This window comes from Streptomyces sp. DH12 (assembly GCF_020873895.1).
In the GTDB taxonomy this organism is placed as follows: domain Bacteria; phylum Actinomycetota; class Actinomycetes; order Streptomycetales; family Streptomycetaceae; genus Streptomyces.
The window spans coordinates 1-527 of the sequence record NZ_JAHWGT010000666.1 but is presented as its reverse complement, the minus strand read 5'-3'; the positions used below and the strand labels follow the sequence as shown (position 1 = coordinate 527).

Sequence of the window (527 nt, the reverse complement as noted above, 5' to 3'; positions counted from 1 at the left end):
GGGCTCCACGGCAGCACGCCGACGCCCTGGTCGGCGCAGAGCGGCAGCATCTCCCGCTCCTCCTCGCGGTAGAGCAGGTTGTAGTGGTTCTGCATGGACACGAACGTGGTCCAGCCGCGCAGCTTCGCGGTGTACTGCGCCTTGGAGAACTGCCAGGCGTACATCGAACTGGCCCCGAGGTAGCGGACCTTGCCCGCCTTGACGACGTCGTGCAGCGCCTCCATCGTCTCCTCGACCGGCGTGTGCGGGTCCCAGCGGTGGATCTGGTAGAGGTCGACGTAGTCGGTGCCGAGACGGCGCAGACTGTGGTCCAGCTCGGTCATGATCGCCTTGCGGGAGAGCCCCGCGCCGTTGGGTCCTGGCCGCATCCGGCCGTGCACCTTGGTGGCGAGGACGACGTCGTCGCGGCGGGCGAAGTCGCGCAGCGCCCGGCCGACGATCTGCTCGCTGGTGCCGTCCGAGTACACGTTGGCGGTGTCGAAGAAGGTGATCCCCGCTTCCAGCGCCTGCCGGATCAGCGGCCGGGA

At 68.9% G+C, this 527-nt stretch carries 1 protein-coding gene; it reads right to left on the bottom strand.

Annotation, left to right across the window (positions count from 1 at the left end; all coding sequences use genetic code 11):
• On the bottom strand, positions 1 to 527 hold a 527-nt coding region (locus LPA54_RS36375; RefSeq protein WP_228984792.1), incomplete at both ends, for an aldo/keto reductase.